We start from the raw sequence: 17,582 nt of genomic DNA, 5'->3' as shown, positions 1-17,582 counted from the left end.
CCGGTACATTTTTTACCCAAACTGAACCTTTGTAAATATACTGTTTTTGCCTTTTGAAAGAAAATTCAAACATTATCTTCCGGCAATGTATGGATACTGAACGAAATATTACGGTATTGTGTTGTGATCTGGCTATATAAGTGTCTGAATAGTAGTATATTAACCCAAAAAACATAAAATACCCTGATTATTTACGCCAATCTCGTACCAGAAATTACATTCGAACAGATAAATTTTTGATCAAATTCACTTAAATTGCCTGCGTGAATGTTTACGTTTACATTGCTCTATTACCGACTTTGATTCTCCTATCCTGCAACAAGTCGGTTTCCCCGGTCCAGCACCACACGATTCCTATTGACAGCCTTTACCAGGTGGTAATCCCTGCTAATCTGCAACCTGGCTACGATATGCACGCTTATGCAAGCCTGCAGTACTATGATACCATTCAAAACTTCTACCTCCTCGGAATTGAAGATGCCAAACAAAATCTTGGAGATATAAAACGTAAACGTCTCAAACTCAAAGGTTATTATGAATTTGTGGAAGGAACAGTACTGGAAAAAGCAGACTCCTTTCAAATTGAGTCAGACCAGGAACTGAAGCTCCCCGGTGGCATTGTGGTAAAATCCGGAGATTATTATGTCGCCAGCAAACTTGAACAGGAGTCCATTGAGCTTTTCTACCGGATCGCTGTGTATGAGAATGAAAATTATTTCTTCCAACTTGTATTCTGGATGCCTTACAAAGGCTACTGCAACGAAATCGAATGGGTCGATGATGTTACTCAATCTTTCTCTTTCATTCAAACTAAAAATGAATTAGGCGCTAGATGATCTTTTGGGGAAATGGCATATTCGGTGTAGTTTTGGCCTTTTCCTAAAATCAATATCATGGACTTGAATGCCCTTACGGCAATTTCTCCCCTGGATGGCAGATACAGAAGTAAAATAGATGTTCTCGATGCCTATTTCTCCGAATATGCCCTGATCCGCTACCGCGTATGGGTAGAAATCGAATACCTTATCGCACTCCACCAAACCGGTATTTCGCCTCTTCAACCGCTTGACCAGGAAGAAATACAGTTTTTACGCGCGCTCTATCATGATTTCTCCCTTGAAGATGCACAGCGCGCCAAAGATATTGAAAAAACCACCAACCACGATGTAAAGGCGGTTGAATACCTTATTAAGGAAAAAATCAATCATTCTGGTTTCTCCAGGCTGATCGCACAACAGGAGTTTGTACACTTCGGACTCACTTCACAGGATATCAACAACACCGCCATTCCGATGTCTATCCGTGATTCTGTCCAACAAGCCTACCTGCCTCAACTGGAGGAAATCATAACCACACTCCATCGTTTTGCTCAGACCTGGAAATCTATTCCTCTCCTCGCCCGCACACACGGGCAACCCGCCTCTCCGACTACCCTGGGCAAAGAAATTGCAGTTTTTGCCCGCAGGCTGGAAGTACAAAAAGAAACCCTCCAGGCACTGCCCGTACCCGGAAAATTTGGCGGTGCTACGGGTAATCTCAACGCCCATTATATCGCCTATCCGCATATCAACTGGCAAAACTTTGCCGATACTTTTGTCAGTCAGTCGCTCCAGCTCTCCCGCTCCTACCCTACGACACAGATTGATCACTACGACGGGCTTTCTGCCATTTTTGATTGCCTGAAACGAATTAATGGGATCATTATGGATCTGTGTCAGGATATGTGGCTGTATATCAGTCAGGAATATTTCAGACAGAAGGTCAAAGCCGGAGAAGTTGGCTCCTCGGCGATGCCGCACAAAGTCAATCCGATTGACTTTGAAAATGCCGAAGGCAATTGTGGACTATCTACCGCTATCCTCGAATTTCTCAGCCGCAAACTTCCGGTATCAAGGCTCCAACGCGACCTTACAGACTCTACCGTACTGAGAAACGTCGGGCTGGGCATCGGCTACGCCTTCCTCGCTCACCAGGCGGTAATTAAAGGGCTGGGCAAACTGCTCGTCAACCCCGAAGCCATTGCCGCTGACCTCAATGCCAATTGGGCCGTACTGGCAGAAGCCATACAAACCATTCTCAGAAGAGAAGGTTATCCCAAACCTTATGAGGCGCTGCGCGATCTCACCAGAGGAAATGAAGCCATTACCGAAGAATCCCTGCAGGCTTTTGTAAGAAATCTGGACATCGCAGATCATATCAAGGATGAACTCATACGCCTGAGACCTGAAAATTATGTGGGAAACGCTGCGGAATAATTATTTCGCATCCAGGTTCTGTCCTTTATAATAGCCGGTATCGAGGTCCTTAAACGCTTTCACAAAATAGGTCATCTGTCCTACATGATAGGAAAAATGCTCCACTACGTGGATCAAAATGGCAATCCCTGTCTCTGAGTACCCCTGTACCTGATAGGTCTGCACCAATTTTTCCTCCGTAATATTATCCAACACCGGCCAAAGGTCGGCTTCCAGATTTTCCAGTATCGCCATCAGCTCCGCCCGGGTTATATTGCCTCTCGCGTCAAACTCTGACTGGCGCACTCTGATGTCTGACTCACCGCCTAATGCACTGATGATCCATTGGCGGACATTCCCGTTGAGGTGCAATATCAGATTGCCCATAGCATTGCTATTTTCATTGGGCCGGTACCAGATTTCTTCTTCTGTTAATAAATTCAGGCATTTTTTTGCACGCGGAATCCCTTCATCAAATAATCGGCGCCTAATTTCATTAAGAATTAAATCTTTCATCTGTAGTAATCATCATTTGTAATGAATCCATTTATTCATTCGTTGTAATTTAGCAGCAAATTTATTCTGATGAAATATCGGTTCATCCTTTTTCTGGCTTCTATCTTCTGCTCACAAGGCTGGGCACAACTGGCGATCATTCAGGACCCCGACGGATTTACCAACGTGCGGGAAGAACATGGCATCCAGGGTAAGCCCCTCGATCAAATCAAAGATTTTGAGGTGTTTTGGGTGATTGAGTCAGAAGACAATCAAAGCGCATGGCGAGACGTCTCCTTTTACCGCCATTTTGATGATTTGCCCGAAGCCAAACAGCTCAAACTCAAAGATAAACTCTATATGAACCGGCTGTGGCTCTACGGCTATATTCACGAAAGCCGCATCCGCTTTATAGAAGATCTGCCGGGCATAAATCAGATCAGTAAAAATGACTCTGCCGCAGAATTTTCGAATGAAAAAATTTCTGTCAAAATTGAGGTATCCTCTTTTGATGCGCGAAACCACAACATCGTATTCAATGAAAACTGGATATCAGAAATAGATGGAGCCGTTCCGTTTGGTACGGATGGAGAAATGCCCATTGCTGAGATTTCCGCGGTTTCTGTGTCATCCGAAGATTTTCAACTCTCTATTCCCCGGGAAATGCTCCGCGATCTTTTCCTGCCCAATATCAAAGCGTGGCGGGCAGGTGTATTCATTGGCCCGAAAGATGAGCTTTATATCGTCATGCACAACAGCGATGGAGCCGGCTATTATGACCTTGTCTGGGTAATCAAAGACGGGAAAACACTCGGACGTTTTGCCGGAACGCCTTACTGATTTTCTCGCTCCCCCCTCTCACTTCTCCACTTCATTGAGAAACTGTGAAATGCGGTAGAAATACTCCTCCGGCTGCTCGATCCACGGATAATGGCCACACCGCTCAAGAAAAATGAGCCGGGAATCGGGTAGGTTTTCCCTGATCTTATATGCAGTCCCAGCTCCGATGGGGTCCTGCCTGCCTCCGATGACAAGCACGGGTTTCCGGAAATTTCGCAAAGCTTCGGCTGGATAGTAGTTTGTTTCGAGGTCAAGCCAGAGCAGGTCACTGGTTTTTTCGGAAAAACTTCCCACAGGGAAATATCGCATCAGCCGGTCGATCTGCCGTCTGTCATACAGGTAGGGTATCTGCTCCAGCCGGAAATGATTGCGCCAGGCGAGATCGGGGTTTTTGGCTTTTCGGAAATCATTCTCCCAAAACCAGAGCGAGTCTCTGTCAGTCTGGGTGATCCGCATTTCATAATTGTCTCCGAATGACTCCATAAACTCCAGATCTATCCCGCCCGAATTGGAAAGGACAAGGGCTTTTACGCTTTCAGGATAACGCGCTGCGTATTCCATCGCCAGCATACCGCCGAAGGCGTGGCCATAAACGACCCATTCTTTCAATCCGAGACTTTCTCTGAGTGTATCGAGATCTGCACAGATAGTGGCGAGATTGATAGTTTCCGGAGAATAAACCTCCGGCTGCGACTGTCCCGTGCCCCGCAGGTCAGGCAGAATGATGCGGTCGTTGTGCGCGAGCTTTTCTGCCACAGGTTGCAGATAAGTGCCGGAATACCCCGGGCCTCCGCTTAGCAGTACAATGGGCAGGCCGCGCAGATTGCCCTGAACCGTATAATGAAGCAAGCCGTCGGCGGTCTGGAGATTTTCTGCTGTTTCCGGAATATCGCTGACCGGCCATTCTCCCAAAACCAGCCCTTCTTCAGGGAGTATAATAACCAGTTTACTGTTGATGGGTCCGTTTTTCAACCACAGGATTTTTACCTCGCGACGGGTTCCCGACAGAATCAGTGTCTTGTCAAAAGCAATATGGGAATGAAGATTTCCTGCTATATCGGGCGGCAGGTCCGCAATAACCTCGGCACTTGCAGCAAATGTGGAAACTTCGCTGGGAGGGACAGATCTTCCATCACTGAAGACCACATAACGCACAGGACTCAGCCCTTCCCCGGTCAGTGAGTCGACCAGGCTGGAGATGTAGTCCGGGAAAAAATGCGGGTTGTATAGAATGGTTTTCCCTCCGAGGTCAACGATGCCTGTCATTTGTGCCGAAAACTCCGGAGAAGAGGTGGAAAGGGTAAACACGCCTTCCGCCGGGGAGGAAACCGAAACATTTCCCTGTTGGGCATACAGATGCCCTGCTGCGAAATATATCATTACGCAAAACGGCACAGCGTTGCGCCACACTCGCCAGACTACGTTTATTCGATATTTTCTCCGGAGGTAAAACAATAGCTTTTAAATAAATCACCGCTTATACAAACTTATGCCATAGCTTTGGAAATCAGGGCATAACCGATTCCCCCAACGATGGAAAGAATCAATACAACTATCATGAAAATAATCATGTACAAAAAATAACTTAAGAGAATTTTCCAGATACCCTTAAAAATTGAAATTTTATACAAATCCTTAAAAGCCCAGGCAAAGTACAAGACAAATACCGGCAGGGTGAAATATTTGATAGGCTGGCTCATATCCATCGGGTTGGCGAATGGAACGGTGGGTAAAGAGATTAAAGTTGAGAAGCCGTACAAATGAAAGGTAAATAAAAGTTGTTCACCAAAAGTATAACCTGATTTCCTGAAAGCCAGGTAAATGCCCAGGGCAAAAAACGGAGCAGTAATCAGCATGACGAGGTTAAAATGCTGCTGTGTCCATGCTATATATTTCATTTGTGCGGAGAGAACGGCTTTCTGCTTGTCATACTGCTTTTTTGCAGCTTCATCGAGTGCTTCATAAGCTTCAGGAGAAAGCTCTTCCACCGGTTGCTGACCGTACATTCCCATCTGATTTTTCATCGCAGCCTCAGCGGAGCCGGGCGAAAAATTGACAGTCATAAACAGAAACACAGAGCCAACGACCAGAAAGTAATTGAGGGGGTTGTAGTATTTTTTGTGTTTACCGGCCCGGTATTCGAGCAGCACTGTACCCGGACGAATAAGCAACTGCCAGGAAGTAAACATAAACTCCTGAAAATTGTGGAGAAAATGGTAAAAGTGGTAAAGCAGGATTCCGGATACGCTCGGCGGCTCATTTCCCTCTACGTGTTGGCCACACTCGTTGCAATATTGGCCGGAAAATTCATTTTCACAGTTTTTGCAAATGTGCAGAACTTTCTCTGTCTGTATTTCAGTCGTTTCCATAGACGCGGTTTTCTAAAGGATTTTTAAAGGCGTTGGCAAAAAAACCGAATAATGCTGTATTTTGTTGAAGCAAATTAAGCAATGACAAATATCATCACAATATTCCGCAAAGAAGTTGCAACTTTTTTTAACTCGCTGATCGCTTATATGGTGATCGCGGTCTTTCTGGTCGGAACCGGGCTGTTTTTCTGGGTGTTTGAATACAATATTCTGGAGACTGGTTTTGCGACCATGGACTCGCTGTTTTTTATCGGGCCTTACCTGTTTTTATTTCTCGTTCCTGCCATCACGATGCGGGCATTTTCCGAAGAGATCAAAACCGGTACAATGGAGTTTCTTGCAACCAAACCCCTCACCGACTGGCAGATTATTTTAGGAAAATATCTGGGCGCGGTTTTCCTGGTTTTTTTCTCTCTGCTGCCCACATTGATTTACTATTTTACCGTTTACTGGCTGGGTGATCCGGTGGGGAATCTCGACAGTGGGGCAACCATTGGGGCATATATCGGACTGTTTTTCCTGGGATGTATTTTTGCGGGAATTGGCATATTCACTTCTGCTTTGACCGACAACCAGATTGTCGCATTTGTTCTTGGGGTATTTTTATGTTTTTTCTTTTATCTCGCCTTTGACCTGATTGCCGGGATAAAAGCATTAAACAGTATTAATAATTTTTTCCTCCAACTAAGCATAAATGAACATTACCAGAGCATCAGCCGCGGAGTGATTGACAGTCGCGATGCTTTGTATTTTTTGAGTTTTGTGGTAATTGCCCTGATCGGGACAAAGATTGCCATCAGCATGAAAAGGAGTTAAATCTCTAAAGAATGAATGTGAGAAAATATGTGATGATCATGGGACTGGTTTGGGGAGTGGCGGGGAATGTTTTTTCGCAAAATGACCTCACCGCAGCCAATCAGCTTCGTCTGAAGACCAACCGGCAGTCTATGTATGTTTTGGGCGGATGGGCGGTAACGAATATTGCTGCAGGTGCTGCATTGCGTGCGGGTTCGGAAGGGAATATTCGTTATTTCCATGAAATGAACGCCTTTTGGAATGTCGTCAACCTGGGACTGGCTGCCGGTTCGCTGATCGGTACGGCAAAGTCTGATCCGGCAGGTTATGACCAATGGCAGACTTTTCGCGAGCAGCAGAAGATTGAGAAAACCCTGTTGTTTAACTCCGGGCTGGATTTGGCTTATATGGCTACGGGGCTGTATTTAACCGAAAAATCACAAACCACACAGAATAACCCGGAACGCCTTCGCGGATACGGCCAATCGCTGATTTTACAGGGAGGATTTTTATTGGTCTTCGATCTGTCAACATATTTGATTCATCAAAGTCATGGAAAGAAGGTGTATCGGAAAATGATTTCTGCTTCCCCCGGGCAGGTCGGTATGCTGATGCGGTTTTGATGGGGGGAGATTGTAACTTATTTTTGGGTTTTACTCACGTCGAATCTTTTTATGCAGAAAAGTCTTCAGAAAAATATTCAGTTAATCCTCGTCATTGCCCTTTTGGTAGTGGTGAATCTGATCGCCTCCGGGTATTTCTACAGGTTTGACCTTACCAAAGAAAAGCGATACTCACTCTCTGATCTGACTATCTCGACCGTAGAAAGTCTTGACTATCCTCTGATCATCACTGTATTTATGGAGGGTGATTTTCCGCCCAATATCCGGAAGTTTCAAGACGCGATCCGCACGACTTTACTGGAAATGAAACTTTACGCTGGGGGTAATCTGGAGTTTGAATTTGTGGATCCGGCCAAAAACCCGGAACTGATGCAACTTTTCACCCAAAAAGGATATCGCCCGGTACCGATAAAAGTCAGAGTCGGCCCTACCGAAACCAAAGAGCAGTATATGTGGCCGCTTGTAGTCATGCGCAGCCGCGACCGGGAAGTGTATGTGGACTTGCTCCGGGGATCAAGTGTCATGACACCTCAGGGGCCTAATGTGGACTTCCTGAAGGCAGAAGCGGACCTGGAGTACAAGCTTACAGCTTCTATTCGCAATCTGCAAAAAGAGCGGGGTGGAGTGATTGCTTTGCTTCAGGGACATGGAGAAATCCCCGTGGAACAAATCCCCGACCTGGGTCGTGAAATACAAAATTCGTACAACCTGTACACCTACAATCTGGCCAACGTGCCGGAATATGAAGTAAGCCCGTCTGTAGATGTGCTGGTCATTCTTCAACCCACAAAACCCTTCTCTGAAAGAGATAAATACGAAATCGATCAGTATCTGATCCGCGGGGGAAGTGTACTTTGGATCATGGACCAGGAATTGGTGGACATGGATATGTACCGCAAGCAGGCCACCCTTACCTCTCTGTACGATCTCAATCTCGATGACCTGTTTATGAAGTATGGGCTGAAGCTCAATTATGACCTGATTCAGGATCTCGAAGCGGAAAGTACCGAGGTTTTTCAGCCTGGCGAATCAGGCGGAACTTTTCTTTCAAAAAAGTGGGTATTTTCCCCGCTGGTATTCAATTTCCCCGAACACCCGATCAGCCGGAATGTGGATGCCGTATTGTTGCGATATGCTTCCAGTATTGATACCTTTTCCCAGCCAGGACTGGAAAATCATGTATTTCTCCATACTTCTCCCCGCAGTCGTACGATACAGGGAAGGCAGTTTATCGATGTCAATGAATATATACAGACCCCACCGCCGGAAAACCTCTTTAGTCAGGGAAGGAAAATCGCAGGGGTAGTGGCTGAAGGCATTTTTCAGTCTTTATTTACCGGTCGCAAAGCACCTGTGGATTCCCTCGCGCCCAATCCTCCGGCTGCGAGATTTGGAAGTGCCAATAACCCCTCAGCACCTGGAAAAATGGCGATTATTTCCGATGGAGAATTTGCTCAGGGAAAACTTTACAGGGGGGAAAGAGGTTCTCTTCCTTATGACAACAAAATCCTGCTTATGAATGCCATTGATTATCTTGCAGGCGATGAAGCGCTCAACCAGATTCGCTCGAAAGAAGTCGTGGTACGCCAGCTAAGTAAAGAGAAAGCTCGCAATTTTGCAGGATGGATCAGGGTAATGAATATCGGTTTTCCGGTTTTATTGGTCGTACTTTTTGGTCTGGGAAGATTTTGGTTCAGAAGATGGAAAAACGAAAAAAGGAATGCCTGAAATAAAAAAAATACTGGTAGCCAACCGGGGAGAAATAGCCCTTCGCATTATGCGAACTGCCCGTGAAATGGGCATTGCGACCGTTGCCGTTTACTCCGACGCAGACAGAAACTCTCCCCATGTGCGGTTTGCGGATGAGTCGTTTCGTCTGGGACCGCCGCCCTCCAATCAGTCCTATTTGCTGGGCGACAAGATCATAGAGATTTGTCTGGAAAATAAAATTGATGCGATTCACCCTGGTTATGGATTTCTTTCGGAGAATGCCGCTTTTGCGCGGAAAGTAGCGGAAGCAGGAATCATCTTCATAGGCCCGGGGCCCGATGCCATGGATTTGATGGGCGACAAGCTTTCTGCAAAGCAGGCAGCAAAATCTTACCATGTGCCCTTGGTGCCGGGATTGGATGAGGCGATTACCGATGTGGATCTGGCTCAAAAAATTGCAGGAGAGATTGGTTTTCCTGTATTGATCAAGGCTTCCGCCGGTGGCGGAGGGAAAGGGATGCGCATCGTCAATGAGGCGGAAGAGTTTGTCTCCCAGATGGACAGAGCCGTGAGCGAGGCCCAAAGTTCTTTTGGCAATGGGGCTGTTTTTATCGAAAAATATGTAGGCTCACCCCGGCATATCGAAATACAGGTACTCGCCGACAGCCACGGCAACGTGGTCTATCTGTTTGAGCGCGAATGTTCGGTTCAGCGTCGCCACCAAAAGGTGGTCGAAGAAGCGCCTTCGGCTGTCCTTACGCCGGAACTGCGGCGTAAAATGGGCGAAGCCGCTGTGAATGTCTGCAAGGCCTGTCATTACGTCAACGCCGGTACCGTCGAGTTTTTGCTCGACGAAAATCTCAATTTCTATTTCCTCGAAATGAATACCCGCCTTCAGGTCGAACACCCCGTGTCTGAAATGATCACAGGCATAGACCTCGTACGGGAACAGATTCGTGTTGCTGAAGGAAATCCTCTTCCTTTTTCCCAGGAAGATCTGGCAATCAACGGCCACGCTATCGAAATCAGGGTGTACGCGGAAGATCCTACCAATAATTTTCTTCCCGATATCGGCAAACTCGAAGTATATCGCCCGCCCAAAGGAAGTGGCGTGCGGGTAGATGATGGTTTTGATGAGGGAATGGACATTCCGATCTACTACGACCCGATGATCGCTAAACTTATTGTACATGATGCCTCCCGGGAAGCGGCGATTCGGAAGATGATACGGGCAATTGACGAATACGAAATTGTGGGTATCCAGACGACGCTGGACTTTTGCAGGTTTGTCATGGAGCATGAAGCGTTTACCTCCGGACATTTCGACACCCATTTTGTCAACCAGCATTTTCGCCCCGAATATCTGACCAAAACCTTAACGGAAGAAGAGTCCATTGTGGCAGGGCTGATTGCAGATCTGGCGATGAACGGAAGTCGCTCCCAACAGGCTTCTCAGGAGGCACATCCATTTACCCCTGTCAGCACCTGGCGGATCAACCGAAGATAAGATGCCTTCCAAGCAGAAACACCGTGGTCAGCACGGCAATGATCCTGATCTGTTTCATCCGCGCAATCTCCCCCGGCTCAATGAAGCGGTTCGCGATTATTCTTATCTGCTTACCTACAACTATCCGGAAAATGGTAGCCTCAAACTTATCGGAGATCGTTACCGGCTGACTGACCGGCAACGCAAAGCGGTACTCCGCGCGGGTTGCTCGGACCAATCGCTGGCTCATCGCCTCACCCATGCGGCAGTGAAGGAAGACGTAGCTGGAAAAAAACTCGCCATTGACGGATACAATCTGCTGATCACAATGGAAAGTGGCCTTGCAGGTGGGATCGTACTGGATTGCCGGGATGGATGTTACCGGGATATTGCCAGCGTGCACGGTACCTATCGCAAAGTGGATGAAACACATCCGGCACTGGGGATGATTGGTGATTTTATTAAAAATCTTCAGCCTTCGGGCGTTGTGTTTTACCTCGACAAACCTGTCTCCAATAGCGGTCGCCTGCGTCAGATGATGGAGGAAATTTCTGTAGAGAAAGGCTATGGTTGGGAAATCTGGCTGGTCAATAATCCGGATAAAGAAATTTCAGAACAAAAGGATGTAATCGCGATTTCTTCTGACAGCTGGGTACTTGACAATTCGCCGCTGTGGTATAATCTGCCTAAAGATATTCTTTCTGAAGTATCTGATTTGAATATTCTATCGCTCAAAGGCGCACCTCCGTTTAATCTGGCGCAATAGGGAAGTGTTTTCGTCAGAAAGAAAATTCTGTATATTCATCGCATGATGGAAGTCTCCAGAATATTTGATCTGCCTGCTTATCAGTTGGAGCAGTATCCCCGAAAAGATGCTTTCAATCGCCGGGTGGACAATGATTGGGTTCCCCTCTCCTCCGGGGAAATGATTACACAGATTCATCGTTTCAGCAAAGGGCTTATTGCTATGGGTATTGAGCCAGGCGAGAATATTGCACTCATTTGCCAAAACTGTCCCGAATGGAATATGATAGATATGGCGATCATGCAGGTAGGGGCTGTATGCGTACCTGTATATCCGACACTGAGTGACAGGGAATATCAGTATGTATTTGACCACGCAGAGATCAGACTTGCGATAGCGGGTAATGAAACCCTATACCGAAGGTTGGCGGAAATGTCTGCCTCCATGAAAACCCTGAAAGATATCTTTTGTGTAGAGCAGATAGCAGGCGAAAAACATTGGACGGAGATATTGGCGCTGGGTGAAAATATCGCACAGGAGGAAGTCGAAAAGCGAATGAAGGCGATTGAGCCAGATACACTGGCAACGATTATTTATACATCCGGCACGACTGGCATTCCCAAAGGCGTCATGTTGTCCCATCGAAATATCATCTCCAATATACAATCGGTCATCCAGCTTCTGCCTATTACCCATGAACACCGGGTAATGAGTTTTCTGCCCATGAGCCATATTTTTGAGCGAATGGTTGTTTACACCTATATACATCTGGGTTGTGCCGTGTATTATGAGGAAGATTTGGACAGACTCATGTTGTCAGTACAGGAGGTAAAGCCGCATTTTTTTGCTACAGTGCCCCGACTCCTTGAAAAAATCTACGAATCTATGCTGGCCAGAGGTTATGAACTTCCGGTAGCTTTGCGGAAACTGTATTTCTGGGCCATGAATATCGGCCTTCGGTATCAGGTGGATGTGGACCAGGGTTGGCGTTATGCCTGGCGAGTGGCCATTGCCAGGCGTTTTGTGTTTCGCCGCTGGCAAAAAGCTTTGGGTGGCGAACTGATCGCCATCGTTACAGGGGCGGTAGCCTTACCGCCCAAACTCTGCAAAATTTTTTCCGCCGCCGGCATCGCAGTCCGCGAAGGATACGGCCAGACAGAGTCTTCGCCTGTTATTTCATTTAACCGGTTTGAGCCGGGCGGTACACTCGAAGGAACCGTAGGTATGCCCATTCCCGGCGTAGAGGTGAAAATTGCCGCTGACGGGGAAATCTGTGTGCGAGGCCCCAATGTCATGCTCGGCTATTACAAAGATCCTGAAGCGACTCGTCAGGTGATTGACGCAGATGGATGGCTGCAAACCGGAGATGTGGGCAAAATTGTAAAAGGAAGGTTTATCCGCATTACAGACCGGATCAAAGAGCTTTTCAAAACTTCCGGCGGAAAATATGTTGCCCCTCAACCCATCGAAAACCGGTTTCGGGACTCAGTGTATATCGATCAGATTATGGTAGTAGGGGCTGAACAAAAATTTGCCGCTGCTTTAATCTCCCCTGCTTTTGATACGCTGAAGGCCTGGATGGCCGAACGGGGCATTCTGGCAGAAACCAAAGAGGAAATGGTGAAAAACCTGGCCGTGAAAGAACTCTTTCAGGGAATCGCCGACCAGTACAATACAGAGTTTAGCCAAATCGAAAAAGTCAAAAAAATTGAACTTGTCACGGATTCATGGGCTGCCGAATCAGGCGAATTAACCCAAACTCAAAAGCTGAAAAGAAGGGTACTGCTCGAAAAATACCGCGAGGTAATTGATCATATTTACCATTCCGACGTATAAAATTGCTAAAACTCCGGGGAAAGGTTTGTTTCCTGGCTTATTTTCATAGAAATTTGCAGCGGAAATTGGAAAACTATGCAACAGTACACCTGGTTTTTCTCGCTTCGTCAACCGCTTTCTTCTGAAAAAAAGAAGGGGGTTCAGCATAGTTTTGACCAGTTCCTTTCTCAGTGGAAAACACATGGTACACCTGTGGATGGAATGATTGACCTGAAATACGATCAGTTTGTCATTGTCCAGGCTGATCCTGGGGTAAGTCGCCCGTCCGGCTGTTCGATCGATAGTCTGAAGCGTGCCATTACCACCATTTTACAGCAAGAACAGTTGGAATGGATGGACGCAGCGATGGTGTCTTACCGCGATGCGCACGGTGTTATCCGGTCTGTAAACTTTCGCGAAATCTCTGCTTTGGTAGCTAACGGCCAACTTACAGCTGAAACCATTGTATTCGACAATTCTCTTGATCAGAGCGATGACCTTTCCAAATGGGAGGTTCCGATGAAGCATACCTGGCTTAAACGGTATCTCAAGTAGGCTCACATTAACTTTATTTATGGCGACGTATGGGCCTGAGTCACAGTAAATCTGCCTCAGCTTCCATGTATATTTCTGTGTAAAAAATTTAATTTTCACCATTCATTAATTCATAATCACAAAATGTCCGCTTCAGAACAGTCTCAGGAGTTAGCGTTGATAGACGGGCGCTACAAAATTCAGGGGTTAGACCTGCTGGATATCTGCCAGGAGTTTGGCTCTCCATTGTATGTATATGATGCCGCAGTCATTCGCCGAAAATACAATAGTATGGTCAAGGCGTTTGAAGGGTTAAACTGCAAAATCAAATACCCTGTCAAGGCATTAAGCAATATCAATATCCTGAAGCTGATAAAACAGTTGGGTGGTGGCCTCGATACCGTCTCTTATCAGGAAGTTCGCCTGGGGCTTAAAGCTGGTTTTGCCCCTCAAGATATTATCTATACCCCCAATTGTGTTTCTTTTGAAGAGATTAAAGCTGCCGTAAAACTGGGGGTTGTCATTAATATTGATAATATCTCCATTCTTGAGCAGTTTGGTAATGAATTTGGCGGTACCGTTCCCTGCGCGATTCGCTTTAATCCGCATATTTTCGCCGGTGGAAATACCAAAATTTCCGTAGGTCATATTGACTCCAAATTTGGCATTTCTGTTTACCAGCGACGTCATGTACAGCGAATTGTGGAAGCCGCAGGTATCCGTGTTTCCGGACTTCATGTTCATACAGGATCTGATATTCTCGACGCCAGATCTTATGTGCAAAGTGCTGAGATCATGTTTGATCTTGCCCATGAGTTCAAAGATCTGGATTTCCTTGATTTTGGCAGTGGATTTAAAGTCGGGTATAAAGAGGGCGATATCATTACTGATATTGAAGAAATAGGCGAAAAGCTCCGCACAGCTTATGCTGCATTCACCAAAGAATACGGGAAAGAAGTAGAGGTTTGGTTTGAACCTGGTAAATATATGGTCAGCGAATCGGGCTTTTTTCTTATGCGTACGAATGTGATCAAACCAACGCCATCGACGGTTTTTGTAGGAATGGACTCCGGTCTCAATCATTTCATTCGCCCGATGATGTACGGCTCGCACCATGAGCTTTTTAATGTATCCAACCCGGAAGGCATTCTTCGGATTTATACCATCGTCGGATATATCTGCGAAACGGATACGTTTGCATGGGACCGCAAACTCAATGAAGTGCGCGAAGGGGATATTCTCTGTCTCCGAAATGCGGGTGCTTATGGATTTACCATGAGTTCTAACTACAATTCCCGTTACCGCCCGGCGGAAGTGCTGATCATCGACGGGGAAGCAAAACTCATCCGTAAGCGCGAATCCTTCGACGATATTATGCGCAATCAGGTCGAACTCGAATTCTGATTTTCCAGCACGAATAAGAGCATTTTTCGCAATTCCCCTTCCTCTCCGGACCAGTGAAAATCTTCCTTCCGGTGAGGTTCGGGATTTGCGATTTTCTCTGCAATGGCCTCCAGAAGGGCGGAAATATCTGTCACATCATCGTAAGGAACCCCAAATTCCATCTGTTGGTTTAACCCATTCCAGTAAGGATCAGAAGTGAAAACAAGGGGTTTCCCGAATGCCATATATTCGTAAAACTTTGTGGGGATTTTCCCGCTGATATGAACGCCCATCCGGTAAAGGGCCGTGCCAAAAGTACAGTTTTTAATCAACGAAAGAATCACACTGTGGGCGGCATATTTTTCACCACCGATGAGGGTAAACTGGTTTTCCAATCCAGATTCAGCTACCATTCTTTCCAGTTTCTGCAATACCCTGAAATCCTGGCTATGTCCGGCTACGACCAGATTTATCGGCTGTACCTGGTTCATTTTTTTCCACAACGCGATTGTTTCAAATATTCCCCAGTCTTCTGCGATGGTACCAGTATAGAGGAGGTAGGGAAATGGGGGAACAAGGGATTCTGAGTCAGCCAGGGGGACAGACATCTGAAATTTATTTCGCAGAAAAAATCGTTTTCCCTTTGGTTCATCAAATATTCCCGCATAACACGCTTCCGCAAAACTGATGGCATCGGTCTGGCTGACAAATCGTTTTTCGATAAACCGCACACCACCAGCAAGCAGATATTTCAGAAAGGCGGGGTAATGTTTGCCATAGCGGATATTGGCAGCATAATCTTCGTGAACGTCGTAAATGATTTTTGCTCCCCGAAACCACCGTAAAAAAAGCGCAACAAAAATCAGCTCAGGAGTATGAATCGTATAAAGATGCGCCCTGGCCCGGACGGCAGTTCTCAAAATGCGAATCTGGGCCAATATCCGTTGAGGAGACAGCCTTCGAAAGGGTTTTAGTGGAAAAATGGTGACACCCTGACAGAGATATGGATGAGGGGATTCGTCCTGACCGGCCACCATTACCTCGTGTCCCAGCGCCAGTTGTGATCGGGCGATTTTGGCAAAAATCCGCGTATGAGTAGCAGGATTTAATAGGGTAAGATGACAGATACGGGCCATACAATTATACCGTAAATGTTTTGATTTTTTTAAGGGAAATCAGTCCGGAAAGTATGCTGAATGCCGCCAGTCCGACACCGGCGATAAGGGTCGTCCAATACCATTCCAGCGAAGTTTTACCGAAAAGAAAAAATATTCCTGCAGTACATATGCCAGCCAAAGCAATTTTCCCCATTTGTATCCAGGGGATTTTTACCGGAATATATTTGCGTATATAAAATACATAGGCGATATCCAAAAAAGCGTAGCTGGCTACCGTTGTCCATGCAGATGCAACAGCGCCGTAAGCCGGGATAAAAATCCAGTTGAGAATCACGTTGATCAATATGCTGAATACCGCCAGGCGATTCACAAATTTTTCGTGATCCGTTGAGGTAAGCAGGGTGCTGAATATGGCAAATATTCCGTTGAATAAAACCGCTACAAACAACGCCCGAAGGCAGGCACTCATAACCGTGATTTCCGCTGCCGAACTCTTTCCAAACAGAAAGAGCAACTTCTCTCCATAGAAAAAAACGAATACACTGACAAAAACCATGGGCAGGGCAACAATCACCTGCCCGAAATGCAGTAATCTCTCCTGCGCCTTAAAGTCTTTGATAACATAAGCAAAACGTGCAAAAAATATAGGAAGAACCGTCCACATATACATACTGAATGCATCCAGCCAGCGGTAAGCCCCGGCATACAATCCATTCTCTTTTGCACCACCGATTCTTAGCAACATGACCTGATCGACCTTGTCGTGGACTGAATAAAGGATCGTCATCATAGCAAACGGGAAACTGAGCTTCAGTACCTGACGGATCAGCTTCGTATCCATTTTGGGTTTAATCCAGCCATGCAACCACACAAAGAGGAAGTAAAATACAGCACTTCCCAGCAAAGCCGTTAATACCCGGATATAAATAAACCGTTCGATATTCAGGCTGGTCATATATAAATAGCCGACCAGAATCATCAAGATTACTCGTTCAAAGACAGAGAGTATCCCATCGAGGGTAAATTGCTGTAAAGCCTGAAATCCTGCCCGGAAATAAGCCATAAGCTGGTTTCCTGCATGAACCAGACAGAGGAGGAGTAAAAAATACAGTTCATGCGTATCATAGCCCATCAGCCATCCCAACCCCACCAGAATAAAAGGATAAAATATGCTGATAACCAGTTTGAATGTCAGGAGATTGGGAAAGTAGGAATGCAGCAGTCCACGGTCTGAAGCCAGAGTCTTCGTGATATACTGGCTTACCCCCATATCTGAAAAAGCGATAAACAAAAACCCAAAAGAAAACAGTCCGGAGTATAACCCCCAGTCTGTATGACCTACCTGGTTTTGCACTTCCATCTCAATGAGCAGCCATACTGGCTTGATCAGGAGATTTAGCAAAACAACAATTCCGATATTTGCAAAGAGAGATTT

At 46.2% G+C, this 17,582-nt stretch carries 16 protein-coding genes; 11 read left to right on the top strand and 5 right to left on the bottom strand.

Going from position 1 to position 17,582, the window contains the following annotated elements:
* The first annotated feature begins 299 nt into the window (after positions 1–299).
* The gene (locus R3D00_04720; GenBank protein ID MEZ4772465.1) at positions 300–836 is read left to right on the top strand and encodes a hypothetical protein; all 537 of its coding nucleotides are present in this window, start codon (positions 300–302) and stop codon (positions 834–836) included.
* Between the two features lie 57 nt (positions 837–893).
* Complete coding sequence (purB, locus tag R3D00_04715; GenBank protein MEZ4772464.1) at positions 894–2,255, top strand: adenylosuccinate lyase; 1,362 nt, start codon at positions 894–896, stop codon at positions 2,253–2,255.
* On the opposite strand, the gene R3D00_04710 is transcribed toward purB, so the two are convergent.
* The gene (locus R3D00_04710) at positions 2,256–2,750 is read right to left on the bottom strand and encodes a DinB family protein (protein ID MEZ4772463.1); all 495 of its coding nucleotides are present in this window, start codon (positions 2,748–2,750) and stop codon (positions 2,256–2,258) included. It abuts the gene before it with no gap.
* Positions 2,751–2,819: 69 nt separating this feature from the next.
* Here R3D00_04710 and R3D00_04705 point away from each other — a divergent pair, with 69 nt between their 5' ends.
* Positions 2,820–3,569 (top strand): hypothetical protein, encoded by a 750-nt coding sequence (locus R3D00_04705; protein MEZ4772462.1) that lies wholly within the window; start codon positions 2,820–2,822, stop codon positions 3,567–3,569.
* Between the two features lie 18 nt (positions 3,570–3,587).
* On the opposite strand, the gene R3D00_04700 is transcribed toward R3D00_04705, so the two are convergent.
* Positions 3,588–4,949: an alpha/beta hydrolase gene (locus R3D00_04700; GenBank protein ID MEZ4772461.1), complete on the bottom strand. Its 1,362-nt coding sequence runs from the start codon at positions 4,947–4,949 to the stop codon at positions 3,588–3,590.
* Between the two features lie 107 nt (positions 4,950–5,056).
* A complete protein-coding gene (locus R3D00_04695; GenBank protein MEZ4772460.1) occupies positions 5,057–5,938 on the bottom strand; it encodes a DUF3667 domain-containing protein in 882 nt (293 codons plus the stop codon).
* 81 nt (positions 5,939–6,019) lie between these two features.
* Here R3D00_04695 and gldF point away from each other — a divergent pair, with 81 nt between their 5' ends.
* The 8 genes from gldF (at position 6,020) to lysA (ending at position 15,050) form a co-directional block, all read left to right on the top strand.
* A complete protein-coding gene (gene gldF / locus R3D00_04690; GenBank protein MEZ4772459.1) occupies positions 6,020–6,754 on the top strand; it encodes a gliding motility-associated ABC transporter permease subunit GldF in 735 nt (244 codons plus the stop codon).
* Between the two features lie 11 nt (positions 6,755–6,765).
* Positions 6,766–7,356 (top strand): hypothetical protein, encoded by a 591-nt coding sequence (locus R3D00_04685; protein ID MEZ4772458.1) that lies wholly within the window; start codon positions 6,766–6,768, stop codon positions 7,354–7,356.
* 51 nt (positions 7,357–7,407) lie between these two features.
* Positions 7,408–9,084, top strand: a complete 1,677-nt coding sequence (gldG, locus tag R3D00_04680) for a gliding motility-associated ABC transporter substrate-binding protein GldG (GenBank protein MEZ4772457.1) — start codon at positions 7,408–7,410, stop codon at positions 9,082–9,084.
* Positions 9,077–10,573, top strand: coding sequence for an acetyl-CoA carboxylase biotin carboxylase subunit (gene accC, locus R3D00_04675; protein ID MEZ4772456.1), 1,497 nt, complete (start codon positions 9,077–9,079; stop codon positions 10,571–10,573). The genes gldG and accC overlap by 8 nt, the downstream gene beginning before the upstream one ends.
* A 1-nt stretch (position 10,574) precedes the next feature.
* A complete protein-coding gene (locus tag R3D00_04670; GenBank protein ID MEZ4772455.1) occupies positions 10,575–11,318 on the top strand; it encodes a DUF434 domain-containing protein in 744 nt (247 codons plus the stop codon).
* Positions 11,319–11,360: 42 nt separating this feature from the next.
* On the top strand, positions 11,361–13,133 hold the full coding sequence (locus R3D00_04665; protein ID MEZ4772454.1) for a long-chain fatty acid--CoA ligase: 1,773 nt from the start codon (positions 11,361–11,363) through the stop codon (positions 13,131–13,133).
* A gap of 75 nt (positions 13,134–13,208) precedes the next feature.
* Complete coding sequence (locus R3D00_04660) at positions 13,209–13,667, top strand: hypothetical protein (protein ID MEZ4772453.1); 459 nt, start codon at positions 13,209–13,211, stop codon at positions 13,665–13,667.
* Between the two features lie 123 nt (positions 13,668–13,790).
* Complete coding sequence (gene lysA / locus R3D00_04655) at positions 13,791–15,050, top strand: diaminopimelate decarboxylase (GenBank protein ID MEZ4772452.1); 1,260 nt, start codon at positions 13,791–13,793, stop codon at positions 15,048–15,050.
* On the opposite strand, the gene R3D00_04650 is transcribed toward lysA, so the two are convergent.
* Both R3D00_04650 and R3D00_04645 read right to left on the bottom strand, forming a co-directional pair.
* Complete coding sequence (locus R3D00_04650) at positions 15,029–16,165, bottom strand: glycosyltransferase (protein MEZ4772451.1); 1,137 nt, start codon at positions 16,163–16,165, stop codon at positions 15,029–15,031. The genes lysA and R3D00_04650 overlap by 22 nt on opposite strands.
* Before the next feature lie 4 nt (positions 16,166–16,169).
* Positions 16,170–17,558: a polysaccharide biosynthesis C-terminal domain-containing protein gene (locus R3D00_04645; protein ID MEZ4772450.1), complete on the bottom strand. Its 1,389-nt coding sequence runs from the start codon at positions 17,556–17,558 to the stop codon at positions 16,170–16,172.
* Positions 17,559–17,582: the final 24 nt, after the last annotated feature.

The organism is Bacteroidia bacterium, from assembly GCA_041391665.1.
Taxonomy (GTDB): Bacteria; Bacteroidota; Bacteroidia; order J057; family J057; genus JAGQVA01.
Note: the sequence above shows the minus strand (reverse complement) of the source record. Positions and strands in the feature narration are given on the sequence as shown.

What these genes read in the sequence shown, in the direction of transcription:
- purB (MEZ4772464.1), top strand. Translation starts at nt 894, where the DNA reads ATGGACTTGAATGCCCTTACGGCAATTTCTCCCCTGGATGGCAGATAC.
- R3D00_04710 (MEZ4772463.1), bottom strand. Translation starts at nt 2,750, where the DNA reads ATGAAAGATTTAATTCTTAATGAAATTAGGCGCCGATTATTTGATGAA.
- R3D00_04705 (MEZ4772462.1), top strand. Translation starts at nt 2,820, where the DNA reads ATGAAATATCGGTTCATCCTTTTTCTGGCTTCTATCTTCTGCTCACAA.
- R3D00_04700 (MEZ4772461.1), bottom strand. Translation starts at nt 4,949, where the DNA reads ATGATATATTTCGCAGCAGGGCATCTGTATGCCCAACAGGGAAATGTT.
- R3D00_04695 (MEZ4772460.1), bottom strand. Translation starts at nt 5,938, where the DNA reads ATGGAAACGACTGAAATACAGACAGAGAAAGTTCTGCACATTTGCAAA.
- gldF (MEZ4772459.1), top strand. Translation starts at nt 6,020, where the DNA reads ATGACAAATATCATCACAATATTCCGCAAAGAAGTTGCAACTTTTTTT.
- R3D00_04685 (MEZ4772458.1), top strand. Translation starts at nt 6,766, where the DNA reads ATGAATGTGAGAAAATATGTGATGATCATGGGACTGGTTTGGGGAGTG.
- gldG (MEZ4772457.1), top strand. Translation starts at nt 7,408, where the DNA reads ATGCAGAAAAGTCTTCAGAAAAATATTCAGTTAATCCTCGTCATTGCC.
- accC (MEZ4772456.1), top strand. Translation starts at nt 9,077, where the DNA reads ATGCCTGAAATAAAAAAAATACTGGTAGCCAACCGGGGAGAAATAGCC.
- R3D00_04670 (MEZ4772455.1), top strand. Translation starts at nt 10,575, where the DNA reads ATGCCTTCCAAGCAGAAACACCGTGGTCAGCACGGCAATGATCCTGAT.
- R3D00_04665 (MEZ4772454.1), top strand. Translation starts at nt 11,361, where the DNA reads ATGATGGAAGTCTCCAGAATATTTGATCTGCCTGCTTATCAGTTGGAG.
- R3D00_04660 (MEZ4772453.1), top strand. Translation starts at nt 13,209, where the DNA reads ATGCAACAGTACACCTGGTTTTTCTCGCTTCGTCAACCGCTTTCTTCT.
- lysA (MEZ4772452.1), top strand. Translation starts at nt 13,791, where the DNA reads ATGTCCGCTTCAGAACAGTCTCAGGAGTTAGCGTTGATAGACGGGCGC.
- R3D00_04650 (MEZ4772451.1), bottom strand. Translation starts at nt 16,165, where the DNA reads ATGGCCCGTATCTGTCATCTTACCCTATTAAATCCTGCTACTCATACG.